This window comes from Pseudooceanicola nanhaiensis DSM 18065 (assembly GCF_000688295.1).
GTDB lineage: Bacteria > Pseudomonadota > Alphaproteobacteria > Rhodobacterales > Rhodobacteraceae > Pseudooceanicola > Pseudooceanicola nanhaiensis.
Window position 1 is genome coordinate 1,146,285 of record NZ_JHZF01000011.1, and the last position, 16,699, is coordinate 1,162,983.

Genomic DNA, 16,699 nt, shown 5'->3' on the forward strand with positions numbered 1-16,699 from the left:
TAAGCCAACTCTGAGGCTATCCTGCGAGCTCGGCGCGATTCAGCGCACAATGCGACCACAATTCGTCCAGAGCCTTGACCAGCGCGTCCATCTCCCGCGGCCCGTGCACCGGCGACGGCGTGAAGCGCAGACGCTCGGTCCCGCGCGGGACGGTCGGGAAGTTGATCGGCTGCACGTAGATGCCGTAGCGATCGAGCAGCATGTCCGACATCATCTTCGTGTGCTTCGGATCGCCCACGATCAGCGGCACGATGTGGCTGCCGTGGTCGATGATCGGCAGGCCGAGGCCCTTGAGCCGCAGCTTGAGGATCTTCGCCTGGGTCTGGTGCCGTTCGCGCAGCGCCTGGTCGGTCTTCAGGTGCCGCACGCTGGCCGCGGCGCCCGCGGCCACGGTCGGCGGGATCGAGGTGGTGAAGATGAAGCCCGGTGCGTAAGACCTGATGGCGTCGACCATTTTCTCCGACGCGGCGATATAGCCGCCCATCACGCCATAGGCCTTGGCGAGGGTGCCGTTGATGATGTCGATCCGGTGTGCGAGGCGATCGCGCTCGGTCACGCCGCCGCCGCGGGGGCCGTACATGCCGACCGCGTGGACCTCGTCGATATAGGTCAGGGCGTTGAATTCGTCGGCGAGGTCGCAGATCGCCTCGATCGGCCCGAAATCGCCGTCCATCGAGTAGACGGATTCAAAGGCGATCAGCTTCGGCGCGGCCGGGTCGTCGGCCGCCAGCAGCTCGCGCAGATGCGCGACGTCGTTGTGGCGGAAGATGCGCTTCGCCCCGCCGTTGCGGCGCACGCCCTCGATCATGGAGGCGTGGTTGAGCGCGTCGGAATAGATGATCAGCCCCGGGAAGAGCCTGGGCAGGGTCGAGAGCGTCGCGTCGTTGGCGATGTAGGCCGAGGTGAAGACGAGCGCCGCCTCCTTGCCGTGCAGGTCCGCCAGCTCGTCCTCGAGCTCCTTGTGGTAGACCGTCGTGCCCGAGATGTTCCGGGTGCCGCCGGAGCCCGCGCCCGCCTCGTCCAGCGCCTCGTGCATGGCCGAGAGGACGACGGGGTGCTGCCCCATGCCGAGATAATCGTTGCCGCACCAGACGGTCACCGGCTGCGTCTCACCGTCCGGGCGATGCCAGGTCGCGTGGGGGAACGTGCCCTTGTGGCGAACGATGTCGATGAAGGTCCGGTAGCGGCCCTCTTCGTGCAGGTCGTTCAGCTTCTGATCCAGATGCGCCGAATAGTTCATCTCGGCTTGCCCTCCGTTGCTTGCGGCGCCTCAGCGCGGCTGGCCCTTCGTCGCATTCAGCGCGGCTCTGGCCGGGACGTGCCTGCAATATAACCGCGATGCAGGTTTCACAACAGTTTTAGCCGCGACAGAACGGCCCAGCGTTGATCCAAATCAACCGCCCCCGCGCCTTACTCAACGTAAATTTCCTAATCCGTTCATCAGCTTAGGCCCGGCCGGCTTCGGACTCGGATCGGAACACGCATTTTTCCGTCAATTTATCCGTGAAATCCCCGTCCGACGGGCCCTGCCGGGAGCCCACTGGACACGCCCCCTGCCCCTGCTAGGCTCCGCCGCGAAATCTGCAAGGAGTCTCCCATGTCGCTGGACGCCGTCCTCTCCCGTATCGATGCCGATCTGCCGAAGGCCACCGAGCGCCTGATGGAGCTCCTCCGGATCCCGTCGATCTCGACCGATCCCGAATACAAGGAAAACTGCAACCGGGCCGCGGAATGGCTGGTGGCCGATCTCCAGTCGCTCGGCATCCCCGCCGAGAAGCGCCCGACCCCCGGCCACCCGATGGTCGTGGGCCATATCGACGGCGACGGCCCGCACATCCTGTTCTACGGCCATTACGACGTGCAGCCGGTCGATCCGCTCGAGCTCTGGGACCGCGATCCCTTCGATCCGGAGATCCAGGACACCGACACGGGCAAGGTGATCCGCGGCCGCGGCGCCTCGGACGACAAGGGCCAGCTGATGACCTTCGTCGAGGCCTGCCGGGCGTGGAAGCACGAGAACGGCTCCCTGCCCTGCAAGATCACCTTCTTCTTCGAGGGCGAGGAAGAGAGCGGCTCCCCCTCGCTGGTGCCGTTCATGAAGGAGCATGCGGACGAGCTGAAGGCCGACCTCGCGCTGATCTGCGACACCGGACTTTTCGGAGAGGGGATGCCGGGCATCATCACCATGCTGCGCGGTCTTCTGGGCGAGGAGCTGACGATCACCGGCCCCGAGAAGGACCTGCATTCGGGCATGTACGGCGGGATCGCGATGAACCCGATCCGGGTGCTGTCGAAGATCATCGCCTCGCTGCATGACGAGACCGGGCGCTGCACCGTGCCGGGCTTCTACGACGGCGTGCCGGACCTGCCCGAGGACATGCTGAACCAGTGGAACAACCTCGGCTTCGACCCGAAGGAATTCCTCGGCGCGGTCGGCCTGTCCGAGCCCGCGGGCGAACAATCGCATACCCCGCTCGAGATGATCTGGTCGCGGCCGACCTGCGAGGTGAACGGCATCTGGGGCGGCTATACCGGCAGCGGCTTCAAGACCGTCCTGCCCTCGAAGGCCAGCGCCAAGATCTCCTTCCGGCTGGTCGGCCAGCAGGACCCGTTCAAGATCCGCGAAAGCTTCAGGGACTACGTCCAGTCGATGCTGCCCGCCGATTGCACCGTCGAGTTCAAGGGCCACGGCAACAGTCAGGCAAGCCAGATGGAGACCGACGATCCGGCCTTCGAGGCGGCCCGCGTTGCGCTGTCGGAGGAATGGCCCCAGCCCGCGGCCTATATCGGCTGCGGCGGCTCGATCCCGATCGCAGGGTATTTCAAGACGATCCTCGGCATGGATTCGATGCTGATCGGCTTCGGCAAGGACGACGACCAAATCCATTCGCCGAACGAGAAATACGATCTTAACTCATTTCATAAAGGAATCCGGTCCTGGGCCCGCGTGCTTGACGCTTTGACCAAGGCGTGAGTCGGCGCGGCCCCGTCAGGAGGCCGCATGGTTCTGGACATCGACGCAGAGATCCACGCCCGCATCGCCGCGATGGAGGCGGAGCCGCAGGCTTCGACCGACCCCGCTGCGGTGCGGCGCGAGATCCTCTTCATCAACGACACGGTGCACACGACGGGGGTGGCGGGGCACGATCCGCCCCGGCCGCTCGCCCAGATCGAGGTGGGCGGCATCTCCTCGCCCCACTCCACGGTGACGCGCGGGATCATCCGCTTCCGGCGGCGCGACGACCTCTGTCCGCCCTATTTCAAGGAAGCCGACCGCACGATCCGGCTCTGGGTCGACATCGCGCATATCGACCATGTGGCGATGCAGCTCTCGCACCGGAAACGCTGGCTCTGGATCGGCATCTGGCCGGACGGGTTCACCTATAGCGACCTGCACAGCCGCCCCTGAGCTCAGAGCGGCAGGCCCCGGATCGCGCGCGTCATGAGCTGCGGAAGCACGCCCCAGGGTCGGGCGACGGCGGGGCGTTCCAGCTCGGCGGCCGTCAGCCAGTGGCCGCAGCGCGACCGGGTGCGGATCGCCTCGGTCAGCCGGGCCGCGGCGTCGGGGTCGCTGCCCGGGCTGCCGGGCACGTCGGGCGGCGCGCTCTCGGCAAGCGCGCGGGCCATGCCGAGGATCATCAGCAGGTCGTCCTCGGTCCATTCCCCGCCCGGGGGCATGACGCGCGACAGGTCGATCAGCATGGCCCGCAGCGTCGCATCCGGCACGCGCCCGGGCCCCGCCACCATGCCGAGCGCGTCGAGCACCGCATCGAGCGGCGCGACGAAGCGCGCGCTGTCGGGCCGGATGTCCGCCGGGCTCACGTAGAGCGCGATGGCCATGAGGTCGACGGGCAGCGGCAGCGCCGCGACCGGCGCCTCCGCCACGCGCCGGAGCACCTCGGAACGCGGCAAGGCGAGGCGCATGGTCTCCCCGTCCGTCTCGATCACCCCGAGTGCGCCGAAACCATGCGCGGCGGCCGTCAGCACCACGTCGCCGGCCAGATCGACCTCCGGCCCCGCGGCGAAGACGAGATCGCAGAGAATCTCGGACAGTTCCGCCAGCAGGTCGCGCTGCTGCCCCTCGTCGAGCGTCAGGATGCGCGGGCGGCTCACAGCGCGCCCGTGAAGCGCTCGGGCAGACGGAAGCGCCGGTCGTCGTCGGGCCGGTCGAATTCCCAGAACCCGGTGTCGCCCCGCGGCCGCCAGCTGCGCTGCATCGCCTTTCGGACGGGGCGCATGTCGAAGCCCTCTTCCAGCGGCCGGGCCGCGAAGGCGTCGAAGACCGCGCGGTCCTCGCCGCGCGCCTCGGCAAACCAGTGCCGCCCGATGGATGCGTCCTTGTGGCTGTCCACGTTCACCGCCGCCGTCACCGCGTTGCGCCGGTCCATGACCGCGCGATACGCCTCGAAATCCACGTACTTCAGGTGGAACAGGTATAGCACATCCGGCGTGAAGAGCGTGTCGGACTGCGTGTAATGCCCGCCGCGGGCGATCTTGGTGCCGGTCGAGACGATGCAGGGCTTGGAATAATGCGGCGCGATGCGGACATGGCGCCGCGGGCCGATGACGCGCGCCCCGATCGGCTCGGGCTCGTCCGGGATCATCTGCACCACCTCCAGCCCGAGGGGCGTGTAGACCCGCCGCTGCGGCGCCCCGGCCAGCCAGTCGAGCAGGCCCATCCCCGCCGCGGGGTCGATCACCACCAGCTCGTCCACGTCACCCACGATGACATGGCCGTAATAGGCGTTCAGCCCCATCACGAGGTTGTTCAGGAGCCGCCAGCGCTTCATGTCGAAGTTCTTGTGCGGATCGCCCGGGATGCCGACGATGTTGCAGCCCTCGGCCATCGACAGCACCTCGGGATCGCGGTCATGGGCGACGATGTAGCAGTTCTCGCGCCCCAGAAGCCCGCCGTAATGGCGCAGCCAGATCTCGAGGAAGAAGAGATCGTCGCGCAGCATGGTGACGGCGCAGGCGGTGGATTGCATCGGATCGGCCCCCAAGGTCCCCGGCCCCGGTCCGGGCCCCGGCCGAGGATAGCGCGGTTGCGACGAAAGGAGAATCGTGGAAATCCATGTGCATCCGGGCCGTTGCGCCCGCGACGCATCGAGAGGACACCGCCCTGCTGCCCGAGGATTTCGCCCGGACCGGAAGGTTCTTCGCCCATCGGACGAACGCCCCCGTCACGCGGTTCCAGGTGATGGGGGAACGCTCCTCCGGCACCAATTTCGCCAAGCGCCTGCTCGGACGGAACACCGCCCTGTCGCCGACCGAGGCCCTGGGCTGGAAACACGGCTTTGCCCAGATGATCGCGGTGCCCTCCGACCTGGTGGTGGTCTGCATGGTGCGCGGCGCGGCCGAGTGGGTGCGCTCGATGCATGCCAAGCCCTGGCATTGCAGCGCCGCGATGCAGGCCCTGCCCCTGTCCGATTTCCTCCGCGCCGAATGGGACACGATCGTCGACCGCGACCGCTATTTCGACGAGGCCGCCCGGCTGGGCCTGCGGGGCGCGCCGCTCCAGCAGGACCGCGATCCGGTGACGGGTGCGCGCTTCGCGGACATCTTCGCCCTGCGGCGGGCGAAGCTCGCGGCGCTGACGGGCTATGCGCGACGGGACTGCAACCTCGCCTTCCTGCGGATGGAGGACATGATCGCCCGGCCCGAAGAGACGGTGGCCGCCTTCCGTGCGGCTTTCGCCCTGCCGGAGCCGCAGGCCTTCCGGGGCATCACGCGGCGGCTCGGATCGAAGTTCCGGCCCGCCATCGACGCGCGGCCCGAAACGCCGCCGCAGCTGAGCGCGGCCGATCTGGCCCGCCTCCGGGCGCGCGTGGATCCGGCGCAGGAGGCCATGCTGGGCTATCGGTACTGAAAGGGCCGCACCCCGCGGCGCGGCCCTTCCGTCATCCGTCCCGGAGGCGTCATTCCGCGGCGATCGCCACCGACGCGGCCTCGGGCGCCAGCGTCACGTGCAATCGCATGCCGTCGTCGCTGTGCGAGGCATCGAACCGCGCGTTCATCGCGTGGCAGAAGGTGCCGATCAGCGACAGGCGCAGGGTCGTCGGGGTGGCCGCGCCGCTGCCCGCCGCGTCGCTGGTGCCGCTCCGGAAGCCGGTCGAATCCTGCACCAGTCGTGGCGGCAGGTCCTCGAGCTGCAGTGCCGCCCCCTCCGCGATGACGGTCACCGCCGGGGCGCCCTCGTCCGCAAGCAGCAGGCGCACCCGCCCGCCCGAGGGCGTCCGCGCAATCGCGGCTTGCAGCATCGTGCCGACAAGGTCGCGCGCGGCGTTGCGGACCGTGTTGACGGGCAGGTTCCGCGGCGCCTCCATCACCACCTCGACGGCACGCCTGTCGGCATGGAAATGTTCCTGCCCGACCGCCTTGCGCGCCAGCGGGACGAGGTCCAGCGTCTCTCGCTCGGCTTCGTATTCGCGCTGCGCCTCGGCATCCGACAGGTCGAGCACGGATTGCAGCGTCTGCATCAGGTCCTGCCCGGAATTGCCGATGCTGGTGGCGAAATCGCGGTAGGCGGCGCCGCCGTAATCGCCGATCGACTGGGTCTTCATCAGGTCGGCAAAGCCCAGGATGACCGTCAGCGGCGTGCGGAAATCGTGTTTCATCCCGGCGAGCATGCGGAACTTCTCGCTCCGGTCCAGCTCGATCGCGTCGCGTTCGGCTTCGGCGAGGGTGAGCGAGGCATCGAGCCGGGTCACGCATTCCTGCACGCTCGCCATCAGCACCCCGGCCCCGTCGCCGTAGCGCGTCGGCAGGCGCGGCGTCTCGCGCGTGTCGAGGTAGGTCCGCGCCGCCTCGGAGGCGAGACGCACCGGCGCCAGAAGGGCCGCCATCGCGACCATGGTGGCCGCCGTCCCGACAAGCGTCGCGATCAGCATCGCGACCAGCACGTCGATCTGGTCCATCAACGGGGTCGGGTCGGCCACCAGGGCATAGGTGACCGCGCCGAACATGGGCACATGCACGCCGAGGAAGCTGACGAGAAGGATCTTCCCGGTGTAGGTGCGCGGCCAGTTCCGGCGGGCGAGGAATTCGTAGAGTCGCATGGGGTGCCCCTGATAGATTCGGCGGAATTGCCGGCATCGGGACGGTCTGGCGGCGAAATGGGGCCGAAAGGTGTAGATCGGATGTCTGAATGTGTCAGGCGGATGACCATTTTCCGCGACGCAGCGAACGCCGGAACGGCGCGCCACCAGAGCGTGCATCCTGCCGGATTCACGCGTCCCGATGTGGTCCAAAGGGGAGAAAGTGGCGCGGTTGACGGGGCTCGAACCCGCGACCCCCGGCGTGACAGGCCGGTACTCTAACCAACTGAGCTACAACCGCGCTTTCGTGCGGGGCTTCGGGACGGGGCAGTGGCGCGGTTGACGGGGCTCGAACCCGCGACCCCCGGCGTGACAGGCCGGTACTCTAACCAACTGAGCTACAACCGCTCGCTGCCCGTCCGGGTGCGCCCGAACGTGACGGGCGTTCTAGGGGCAAGGCAGGGGGGCGTCAAGCGACAAAAACCGGTTTCCGTTACGTGCTCAGGGCAGGCGCGCCGCGATGCGCTCCGGACCCTGCCCCGAGGGCACGCCGGAGCGCGTCCCTGCAGGCTGTTCGTGCGAGGGTGCGGTGGCGACAAGCGCCGAAAGGCAGACGATGAGGATCGCGAAACGGGACATGCAGGACGGGCCTTCTTCGTTCAGTGACGGCCAGCCTAGGCCCATCCCTGATCCCGGGTCAGCCCCTGGCGGCCCTGTCCCGCCTCAAAACGGGACGTCGTCGGCGCTCATGATGAATTTCGCGACGACTTTCTTCGGCCCGGCCTTCTCGAACGCGATGTCGAGCTTGTCGCCTTCGATTGCCGTGATGCAGCCATAGCCGAACTTCTGGTGGAAGACGCGCTCGCCCACCGTGTAGGCGCTGATGGCGGAGGCGTCGATCACCTGGTTCCGGACCTCCTGCGGCTGCGCCATGGGACGGTGCGTCTGCCGCTCCTGCATCCGCTTCCAGCCCGGCGAATTGTAGACATCCGCGCGGCTGGCCTTGTCGTGAAGCTGGCTCTGCATCCCCGCCGCGCCGTAGCCGCCGCCGTAGAGGCCCGGGGGCGTCAGCACCTCGACATGCTCCTCGGGCAGCTCGTCGATGAACCGCGAGGGCAGCGCGGATTGCCACTGGCCGAAGACCCGCCGGTTGCCCGCGAAGGAGATCGTGCAGACCTCCTCGGCCCGGGTGATACCGACGTAAGCGAGGCGGCGCTCCTCCTCGAGCCCCTTCAGCCCCGATTCGTCCATCGACCGCTGCGAGGGGAAGAGCCCATCCTCCCAGCCCGGCAGGAAGACCGCGGGGAACTCGAGCCCCTTGGCGGCATGGAGGGTCATGATCGAGACCTTCTCTTCGGAATTCTCGGTCTCGTTGTCCATGATCAGGCTTACGTGTTCGAGGAACCCCTGCAGGTTCTCGAAGCTTTCCAGTGCCTTGACCAGTTCCTTCAGGTTCTCGAGCCGCCCCGGCGCCTCGGGCGTCTTGTCGTTCTGCCACATCTCCGTGTAGCCGGATTCGTCCAGGATCACCTGCGCGAGCTCCACGTGGCTCACCAGCCCCTTGGGCGGCGTCGGCCCCTCCTCGATCACCGCGTCGGCATCCTCGGCCGGCGCGACACCGTGCCAGCGGGCGACCGCGTGCCAGCGGTCGATCCCCTCGACCAGCGCGCGGAGCTGGCCCGCGCCCTTGCCCGAGATCCCGCCCTCGGCCAGCAGGATCCGCGCGCCCTCCAGCAGGGAAACGCCGTGCTGGCGCGCCGTCACCTGGATGTTCTGCTGCGCCTTGTCGCCCAGCCCCCGTTTCGGCGTGTTCACGATCCGCTCGAAGGCGAGGTCGTCCTCGGGCGAGGTCACGACGCGGAAATAGGCCATGGCATCGCGGATCTCGAGCCGTTCGTAGAAGCGCGGGCCCCCGATCACGCGGTAGGGCAGGCCGATGGTCAGGAAGCGGTCCTCGAAGGCGCGCATCTGGTGCGAGGCGCGCACGAGGATCGCCATCGCGTCGAGCGACAGCGGCCGGATGCCCCGCGTCCCCCGTTGCAGCGCCTCGACCTCCTCGCCGACCCAGCGGGCCTCCTCGTCGCCGTCCCAATGGCCGATCAGGCGGACCTTCTCGCCCTCCTCCGCATCGGTCCAGAGCTCCTTGCCGAGCCGCCCCTCGTTGCCCCGGATCACCCCCGATGCGGCCGCGAGGATATGCGGCGTGGAGCGGTAGTTCTGTTCCAGCCGGACGACCTTGGCGCCCGGGAAATCCTTCTCGAACCGCAGGATGTTGCCCACCTCGGCCCCGCGCCAGCCATAGATCGACTGGTCATCGTCGCCCACGCAGCAGATGTTGCGGTGCCCGCCCGCAAGCAGCCGCAGCCAGAGGTACTGGGCCACGTTGGTGTCCTGGTACTCGTCCACCATGATGTAGCGGAACCAGCGCTGGTACTGGGCCAGCACATCCTCGTGCTTCTGGAAGATCGTGACCATGTGCAGCAGCAGGTCGCCGAAATCCGTCGCGTTCAGATCGCGCAGGCGGCGCTGGTACTGGTCGTAGATCTCCGTGCCCCGGTTGTTGTAGGCCGAGGCCTCCGAGGCGGGCACCTGTTCGGGCGTCCAGGCGCGGTTCTTCCAGCCGTCGATGATTCCCGCGATCATCCGGGCGGGCCAGCGCTTTTCGTCGATGTTGTTGGCGGCGATCAGCTGTTTCAGCAGCCGGATCTGGTCGTCGGTGTCCAGGATCGTGAAATTCGACTTGAGCCCGACCAGCTCCGCATGGCGCCGGAGCAGCTTCACGCAGATCGCGTGGAAGGTGCCGAGCCACGGCATGCCCTCGGCCGCATGGCCCAGCATCCGGCCCACCCGGTTCTTCATCTCGCGCGCGGCCTTGTTGGTGAAGGTCACCGCGAGGATCTCGTTGGGCTGCGCCTTGCCGGTGTTGAGCAGATGCACGATCCGGCTGGTCAGCGCCTTGGTTTTCCCGGTGCCCGCACCCGCCAGCATGAGGACGGGCCCCTCCAGCGCCTCGACCGCCTCGCGCTGCGCGGGGTTGAGATCGTCGAGATAGGGGGCGGGCCGGGCCGCCATCGCACGGGATGACAGCGAAGCGCGCGCGGCGCCTTCGAAGGCGTCGAATTCGTCGTGACTGCTCATGTGGCGATTGTAGCGCCGTTCAGGGCAGAGCGAAAGGGCATGTTCACCAGATGTTCACGCAAGATGCACCTTGCCTAACGAAAGGTTAATCAGCAATGTCGCGCGACCATGATGCTCGATCTCGACTACCCGACCCTCGCCGACCTGCGCGCCCGCGCCAAGCGTCGCCTTCCCCACTTCGCCTGGGAATACCTCGACAGCGGCACCGGCGACGACCGGGCGCTGCGCCGCTCGCGCGAGGCGCTGGACGAGGTCATCCTCGCGCCGCAGGTGCTCGCCGGCCGCCCGGTCCCGGATCTCTCGACCAGCTTCCTCGGGCGGCGCTATGCGAAACCCTTCGGCGTCTCTCCCGTCGGCATGACCGGGCTCTTCTGGCCCGGCGCCGAGGTGACGCTCGCGAAGAACGCGGTGAAGGACGGCCTGCCCTTCGGCCTCTCCACCGTCGCCGCGGCCTCGGTCGAGGATCTCGCCCCGCATGTCGGCGACAACGGCTGGTTCCAGCTCTATCCTCCGGCCGTGCCCGAACATTGCGAGGACCTGCTGAAGCGCGCGAAGGCCGCGGGCTTCCACACGCTGATCCTCACCGTCGACGTCCCCGGCCCCTCGCGGCGCGAACGCCAGCGCCGCGGCGGGCTGCGCACCCCGCCCTCGATCACGCCGCGGCTCTTCTTCCAGTCCGTCCTGCGCCCGCACTGGGCCCTTGCGGTGGCAAGGGCCGGCACCCCCACGGTCCGGGGTCTCGCCAAGTATCATTCCGACAACGAACCCGCCCGCCACGTCGGCCTCGCGCCCCATGCCGCGCCCGACTGGGACATGCTCAAACGCCTCCGTGACCTCTGGGACGGCCCCATCGTCGCCAAGGGCGTCCTCGTCCCCGCCGAGGCCAAGGCGCTGCAGGAGGCCGGGATCGACGCGATCTGGGTCTCGAACCACGGCGGCCGGCAGTTCGACGGCGGGCCCGGCGCGGCGACCGCCCTGCCCCTCGTGCGGGCCGCGGTCGGCCCCGATTTCCCGCTGATCTATGACGGCGCCACGGAATCGGGCCTCGACATCCTGCGCGCCATCGCGCTCGGCGCCGACATGGTGATGCTCGGCCGCGCCTGGCTCTGGGGCGTCGCCGCCTTCGGCGCCGAGGGCGCGGCGCATGTGACGCATATCCTGACCGAGGACATGACCTCCGGCATGATCCAGATGGGCGTCACCCGGCCCGCAGAGGTCCGCACCCGGCTCTGGGACAACCTCGTATAGACCCGGCCCTGCTTCCTCTTGCCGGAAGTATCCTCGGGGGGTGAATTGGCCGTCAGGCCAAGAGGGGGGCAGACAGCCCCCCTCGCCCGCCCGGCCCGGGGGCGCATCCCGGCTGGTCGCCGGTGCAAACTGCGACATCTTCCCCGTCTGCGAAGGTCGCTTTGCGAAACCCGATGATCGCAAACCGGCCTTGCGCCGCACCGCAGCGTCCTGTTTGCTGAGCGGAAATCGCGGCCTGCGCCGCCGCATGGGAAGGAGCCTCCGATGACCGACTTCAAGAAGATCCTCATCGCCAACCGTGGCGAGATCGCGATCCGCATCATGCGGGCCGCCAACGAGATGGGGAAGAAGACGGTCGCGGTCTTCGCCGAGGAGGACAAGCTGGGCCTGCACCGTTTCAAGGCGGACGAGGCCTATCGCATCGGCGCCGGGCTCGGCCCCGTCGCGGCCTATCTCTCGATCCCCGAGATCATCCGCGTCGCCAAGATGTCCGGCGCCGACGCGATCCACCCCGGGTATGGGCTACTGTCCGAGAACCCCGAATTCGTCGAGGCCTGCGACGCCGCCGGCATCACCTTCATCGGCCCCCGGGCCGAGACGATGCGCGCGCTCGGCGACAAGGCCTCGGCCCGCAAGGTCGCCATCGAGGCGGGCGTCCCGGTCATCCCCGCCACCGAGGTGCTGGGCGAGGACATGGACGCGATCCTGAAGGAGGCCGAGGAGATCGGCTATCCGCTGATGCTCAAGGCCTCCTGGGGCGGCGGCGGGCGCGGCATGCGTCCGATCGAGAACGCCAGGGAACTGCCCGAGAAGGTCCGCGAGGGCCGGCGCGAGGCCGAGGCCGCCTTCGGCAACGGCGAGGGCTATCTCGAGAAGATGATCACCCGCGCGCGGCACGTCGAGGTGCAGATCCTCGGCGACCGGCATGGCGAGATCTACCACCTCTGGGAACGCGACTGCTCGGTCCAGCGCCGCAACCAGAAGGTCGTCGAACGCGCCCCCGCCCCCTACCTCAGCCAAGCGCAGCGCGAGGAGCTCTGCGAGCTCGGCCGCAGGATCTGCGCCCATGTGAACTACGAATGCGCGGGCACCGTCGAGTTCCTGATGGATATGGAGACTGAGAACTTCTACTTCATCGAGGTGAACCCCCGCGTCCAGGTCGAGCACACCGTGACCGAGGAGGTCACCGGCATCGACATCGTGCAGGCGCAGATCCTGATCAGCGAGGGCAAGACGCTGGCCGAGGCCACCGGCAAGGCCGCGCAGTCCGAGATCCAGCTCAACGGCCACGCGCTCCAGACCCGGATCACCACCGAGGATCCGCAGAACAAGTTCATCCCCGATTACGGCCGGATCACCGCCTACCGGAGCGCCACCGGCATGGGCATCCGCCTCGACGGCGGCACGGCCTACGCGGGGGGCGTCATCACCCGCTTCTACGACTCGCTGCTGGTGAAGGTCACGGCCCATGCCCAGACCCCCGAGAAGGCCATCGCGCGCATGGACCGGGCGCTCAGGGAATTCCGGATCCGCGGCGTCAGCACGAACATCGCCTTTGTCGAGAACCTGCTGAAACACCCGACCTTCCTGAACAACGAATACACCACGACCTTCATCGACACGACGGACGAGCTCTTCGATTTCGCGCAGCGTCGGGACCGGGGGACCAAGGTCCTCACCTACATCGCCGACATCACCGTGAACGGGCATCCCGAGGTGCAGGGCCGTCCCAGGCCGCATCCCGACCTGAAACCGCCGCGGATGCCCGAACTTCGCGAGGAGCGGCTGCATCAGGGCACGCGCAACCTGCTCGACGACAAGGGCCCGAAGGCCGTCGCCGACTGGATGAAGGCGCAGCAGGAGCTTCTGTTCACCGACACCACGATGCGCGACGGCCACCAGTCGCTGCTGGCCACCCGGATGCGCAGCCTCGACATGATCAAGGTTGCGCCCGCCTACGCGGCGAACCTGCCGCAGCTCTTCTCGGTCGAATGCTGGGGCGGCGCGACCTTCGACGTGGCCTATCGTTTCCTGCAGGAATGCCCGTGGCAGCGCCTCCGCGACATCCGGGCGGCGATGCCGAACATCATGACCCAGATGCTGCTCCGCGCCTCGAACGGGGTGGGCTATACGAACTACCCCGACAACGTGGTGCAGAGCTTCGTCGCCCAGGCCGCGACCTCCGGCGTCGACGTCTTCCGCGTCTTCGACAGCCTGAACTGGGTCGAGAACATGCGCGTGGCGATGGACGCGGTGCTCGAGAGCGGCAAGGTGCTCGAAGGGACGATCTGCTACACCGGCGACGCGCTGGATCCGGCGCGGGCGAAATACGACATCGCCTATTACGTGAAGATGGCGAAGGAGATGGAGGCCGCGGGCGCCCATATCCTCGGGATCAAGGACATGGCGGGCGTGATGACGGCGGCGGTGGCGGACAAGCTCTTCCCGGCGCTCAAGGACGCGGTCGAGCTGCCGATCCACTTCCACACCCACGACACCTCCGGTGCGGCGATCTCCACGATCCTCGCCGCCGCCGCCAAGGGGGTCGATTGCGTGGACGTCGCGATGGATTCGCTCTCGGGCAACACCTCGCAGCCCACCTTCGGGTCGGTCCTGGAGGCGCTGAAGCACAATTCCCGCGCCTCCTCGATCGACATCGCCGCGGTGCGCGAGATCTCGAACTACTGGGAGGCGGTGCGCGGGCAATACGCGGCCTTCGAGAGCGGCATGCAGGCCCCGGCCTCCGAGGTCTACCTGCACGAGATGCCGGGCGGCCAGTTCACCAACCTCAAGGCGCAGGCGCGGTCCATGGGGCTCGAGGATCGCTGGCACGAGGTCGCGCAGACCTATGCCGACGTGAACAAGATGTTCGGCGACATCGTGAAGGTGACGCCTTCCTCCAAGGTCGTGGGGGACATGGCGCTGATGATGGTCTCCCAGGGGCTGACGCGGGCGGAGGTGGAGAACCCGGACAAGGACGTCTCCTTCCCCGACTCGGTCATCGACATGATGCGCGGCAATCTCGGCCAGCCGCCGGGGGGCTTCCCCGAGGCCATCGTGAAGAAGGCGCTCAAGGGCGAGAAACCTCTCACCGACCGGCCCGGCAAGCACCTCAAGCCCGTGGACCTCGAGGCGAAGCGCAAGGAGATCAGCGAGAAGCTGGACGGGGTCGAGATCGACGACGAGGATCTGAACGCCTACCTCATGTATCCCAAGGTCTTCGAGGAATATGCGCGGCGGCACGAGGTCTACGGTCCCGTCCGCTGCCTGCCGACGCGGACCTTCTTCTACGGCATGGAGCCCGAGGAGGAGATCACCGCCGAGATCGACCCCGGCAAGACGCTGGAGATCCGCCTCCAGACCGTCGGCACGGTGCAGGACGACGGCGAGGTGCGCGTCTTCTTCGAGCTGAACGGCCAGCCGCGGATCATCCGCGTCCCCGACCGCAAGGCGGGCGCCACGAGCGCCGCCCGGCCCAAGGCGGATCCGTCGAACCCCGCGCATGTGGCGGCGCCGATGCCGGGGGTGGTCGCCTCCGTCTCGGTCCAGGCCGGGGCCGAGGTGTCGGAGGGCGACCTGCTTCTCACCATCGAGGCGATGAAGATGGAGACCGGGCTGCACGCGGACCGCGACGGGGTGGTGAAGGCCGTCCACGTCTCGGCGGGCGGCCAGATCGACGCGAAGGACCTTCTGATCGAATACGAGTGAACAGCGGGGCCCTCGCGCCCCCTGTCCGTCCCCTCTTTGCGAAGGCGGTCCGGCGCACTACTTCTCTGCGCAATCCGCAATCGCTCAGGGGAGTCACCGGGCATCATGATGGAACTTCTGCAAGACCCGGCCGTCTGGGCCTCGTTCCTGACACTCACCGTGCTCGAGATCGTGCTCGGCGTCGACAACGTCATTTTCATCTCGATCACCGCGGCACGGCTGCCGCAGGAACAGCGCCGCTCGGCCCGGATGATCGGCCTCACCCTGGCGCTTCTGGTGCGGATCGCGCTGCTCTTCTCGATCGCCTGGATCATCGGGCTCACCGCGCCGGTCTTCACCATCGCCGAGCATCCCTTCTCGTGGCGCGACATCATCCTCTTCCTCGGCGGGCTCTTCCTGATCTGGAAGGCCGCGACCGAGATCTTCGCCGAGGTCGAGGGCGAGGCGCATGAGGAAGGCGTCGTGCAGGCCACCTTCGCCGCCGTGATCTTCCAGATCGTCATCCTCGATGTCGTCTTCTCGCTCGACAGCGTGATCACGGCGGTCGGGATTGCAGATCATATCGAGGTCATGGTCGCCGCGGTCATCCTCGCCATCGTCGTGATGATGATCGCCGCCGAACCGATCGCGGGCTTCGTGGAGGCGCATCCCTCCACCAAGATGCTCGCCCTCGCCTTCCTCGTGATGATCGGCATGTCGCTGGTCGCGGACGGCTTCGGCTATCACATCGAACGCGGTTTCATCTACGCGGCGATGGTCTTCGCGGGCGCGGTGGAGGGGCTGAACCTGCTGCGGGCCGCGCGGCGGCGGAAGGCCAAGACGCCGCCCGAGATGACCTGACGGCGCGCGATTCCAAGGCGAATTCCCGCCCGTCCGCGGGCGGTCCGCCGCCGGGCGATCGGCGCCGTTTCAGGCGCGACGGCGAAAAACCCAATGGCGCTTGCGGCTTGGCCGCAGGCGCCCCTCCCGGGCCCCTGCCGTGCCGGTTCACAAATCCGACAGCGCTCGATTCGTCCTCTTTCCGAAATTTGCCAATGGCCGCGAAGGCTTGCCCCGCGCGCCCCGGGCAAGGCGGCGTCAAGGCCTGTCATTTCGACAGCAATGCGGCGATCCTGTTCTGCAAGGCGCAGCCGCGAGGCTCTCGGGCGTTGAAGCAAGAGGCCGGAGACGGCCGGGATACCCTTCCGGCAGTCCACGCGTTTCCCTGGCCCACCGAGGGCCTTGTCGGCACGTGCGCCGCGCCTGGGCACGACGGAGGGGACGCACCAGGGATGCCGTCCGTCGTGCCCCGGACATCCGCGCCGCCCCGTCCGCGGGGTGACGCCCGGTCACGAGAACACATGGGTTCTTCGGTTCGGTTTACCCCCCAAGGGCCGGACCGGGGTCTCGCACCCGGAGACGCGAGAATCTCGCCTCCGGGTGCGTTTTTTCACTTGCAGGGCCAAGCCAGAGAAAATAGATGATCCCTCACTCAAGGAGGCGGGCGTAGCTCAGGGGTAGAGCATTACCTTGCCAAGGTAAGGGTCGTGAGTTCGAATCTCATCGCCCGCTCCATTGAGACCCTGGTT

At 67.8% G+C, this 16,699-nt stretch carries 12 protein-coding genes and 3 tRNA genes; 7 read left to right on the top strand and 8 right to left on the bottom strand.

Annotation, left to right across the window (positions count from 1 at the left end; all coding sequences use genetic code 11):
* Window positions 1-16: 16 nt before the first annotated feature.
* Complete coding sequence (hemA, locus tag Q344_RS0106485; protein WP_028285986.1) at window positions 17-1,240, bottom strand: 5-aminolevulinate synthase; 1,224 nt, start codon at window positions 1,238-1,240, stop codon at window positions 17-19.
* A gap of 357 nt (window positions 1,241-1,597) precedes the next feature.
* Between hemA and Q344_RS0106490 the strand changes: the two genes are divergently transcribed.
* Together Q344_RS0106490 and Q344_RS0106495 are read left to right on the top strand one after the other, a co-directional pair.
* Window positions 1,598-2,974 (top strand): M20/M25/M40 family metallo-hydrolase, encoded by a 1,377-nt coding sequence (locus Q344_RS0106490; protein ID WP_028285987.1) that lies wholly within the window; start codon window positions 1,598-1,600, stop codon window positions 2,972-2,974.
* Window positions 2,975-3,001: 27 nt separating this feature from the next.
* Window positions 3,002-3,409, top strand: coding sequence for a hypothetical protein (locus Q344_RS0106495; RefSeq protein ID WP_028285988.1), 408 nt, complete (start codon window positions 3,002-3,004; stop codon window positions 3,407-3,409).
* 2 nt (window positions 3,410-3,411) lie between these two features.
* On the opposite strand, the gene Q344_RS0106500 is transcribed toward Q344_RS0106495, so the two are convergent.
* Together Q344_RS0106500 and Q344_RS0106505 are read right to left on the bottom strand one after the other, a co-directional pair.
* Window positions 3,412-4,113, bottom strand: coding sequence for a hypothetical protein (locus Q344_RS0106500; protein ID WP_028285989.1), 702 nt, complete (start codon window positions 4,111-4,113; stop codon window positions 3,412-3,414).
* Window positions 4,110-4,988, bottom strand: a complete 879-nt coding sequence (locus Q344_RS0106505) for a glycosyltransferase family 2 protein (protein WP_028285990.1) — start codon at window positions 4,986-4,988, stop codon at window positions 4,110-4,112. Before Q344_RS0106505 ends, Q344_RS0106500 begins: the two co-directional genes overlap by 4 nt.
* A gap of 86 nt (window positions 4,989-5,074) precedes the next feature.
* On the opposite strand from Q344_RS0106505, the gene Q344_RS0106510 reads away from it, so the two are divergent.
* Window positions 5,075-5,869: a hypothetical protein gene (locus tag Q344_RS0106510; protein WP_229669142.1), complete on the top strand. Its 795-nt coding sequence runs from the start codon at window positions 5,075-5,077 to the stop codon at window positions 5,867-5,869.
* A gap of 49 nt (window positions 5,870-5,918) precedes the next feature.
* Here the strand turns inward: Q344_RS0106510 and Q344_RS0106515 are convergent, their stop codons facing one another.
* The 5 genes from Q344_RS0106515 to Q344_RS0106535 form a co-directional block, all read right to left on the bottom strand.
* Complete coding sequence (locus Q344_RS0106515; RefSeq protein WP_028285992.1) at window positions 5,919-7,058, bottom strand: sensor histidine kinase; 1,140 nt, start codon at window positions 7,056-7,058, stop codon at window positions 5,919-5,921.
* Between the two features lie 203 nt (window positions 7,059-7,261).
* A tRNA-Asp gene (locus tag Q344_RS0106520) sits at window positions 7,262-7,338 on the bottom strand.
* Between the two features lie 30 nt (window positions 7,339-7,368).
* Window positions 7,369-7,445 (bottom strand) — tRNA-Asp (locus tag Q344_RS0106525).
* Window positions 7,446-7,538: 93 nt separating this feature from the next.
* Window positions 7,539-7,676 carry a hypothetical protein gene (locus Q344_RS26040; RefSeq protein ID WP_156954632.1) on the bottom strand — a complete coding sequence of 46 codons (138 nt, stop codon included), beginning with the start codon at window positions 7,674-7,676 and terminating at the stop codon, window positions 7,539-7,541.
* A gap of 84 nt (window positions 7,677-7,760) precedes the next feature.
* The gene (locus tag Q344_RS0106535) at window positions 7,761-10,175 is read right to left on the bottom strand and encodes an ATP-dependent helicase (RefSeq protein ID WP_028285993.1); all 2,415 of its coding nucleotides are present in this window, start codon (window positions 10,173-10,175) and stop codon (window positions 7,761-7,763) included.
* Between the two features lie 108 nt (window positions 10,176-10,283).
* On the opposite strand from Q344_RS0106535, the gene Q344_RS0106540 reads away from it, so the two are divergent.
* The 4 genes from Q344_RS0106540 to Q344_RS0106555 all read left to right on the top strand — a co-directional run bounded on the left by Q344_RS0106540 (window position 10,284) and on the right by Q344_RS0106555 (window position 16,685).
* On the top strand, window positions 10,284-11,423 hold the full coding sequence (locus Q344_RS0106540; protein WP_028285994.1) for an alpha-hydroxy acid oxidase: 1,140 nt from the start codon (window positions 10,284-10,286) through the stop codon (window positions 11,421-11,423).
* Between the two features lie 264 nt (window positions 11,424-11,687).
* On the top strand, window positions 11,688-15,131 hold the full coding sequence (locus Q344_RS0106545) for a pyruvate carboxylase (RefSeq protein ID WP_028285995.1): 3,444 nt from the start codon (window positions 11,688-11,690) through the stop codon (window positions 15,129-15,131).
* A 105-nt stretch (window positions 15,132-15,236) separates the two neighbouring features.
* Window positions 15,237-15,971 carry a TerC family protein gene (locus tag Q344_RS0106550; protein ID WP_028285996.1) on the top strand — a complete coding sequence of 245 codons (735 nt, stop codon included), beginning with the start codon at window positions 15,237-15,239 and terminating at the stop codon, window positions 15,969-15,971.
* Between the two features lie 639 nt (window positions 15,972-16,610).
* Window positions 16,611-16,685: transfer RNA gene (locus Q344_RS0106555), tRNA-Gly, on the top strand.
* Window positions 16,686-16,699 lie beyond the last annotated feature (14 nt).